The organism is Streptomyces sp. DH12 (assembly GCF_020873895.1).
Classification (GTDB): Bacteria; Actinomycetota; Actinomycetes; order Streptomycetales; family Streptomycetaceae; genus Streptomyces.
On record NZ_JAHWGT010000829.1, the window covers coordinates 1 to 480 of the forward strand.

At 38.5% G+C, this 480-nt stretch carries 1 protein-coding gene; it reads right to left on the reverse strand.

Features of this window, described 5'->3' with window-relative positions:
- Nucleotides 1-480: ATP-binding cassette domain-containing protein (locus LPA54_RS37300; protein ID WP_228984887.1), on the reverse strand; the 480-nt coding region annotated here is incomplete at both ends.

Consider the following 480-nt stretch of genomic DNA (forward strand, 5'->3'; position numbering starts at 1 on the left):
CTCAATATGTTTATTACGCTCTAACTGTGGATCAGGGATCGGCACCGCCGACATTAAGGCCTTAGTATAAGGATGCTGAGGATTAGCAAACAGAGCTTTACTGTCTCCCATCTCAACCGCATTACCTAGATACATTACCAATACTCGATCAGAAATATGTTTAACAACCGACAAATCATGGGCGATAAATATTAAACTTAGTCCCATTTCTTTTTGCAACGACTTAAGTAAATTCACCACTTGCGCTTGAATAGAAACATCAAGGGCTGATACTGGCTCATCACAAATAATCATTTTAGGCTTTAAAATCAACGCACGTGCAATACCAATTCGTTGACATTGTCCGCCAGAAAATTCATGAGGATAACGATTGATTACGTTCGGTAATAGTCCGACTTTTGTCATCATTGCTTGTACTTGTTGTTTGATTTCTTCGGCTGATAATTGGCTGTAAAATGCTTTTAATGGCTCTGCAATAAT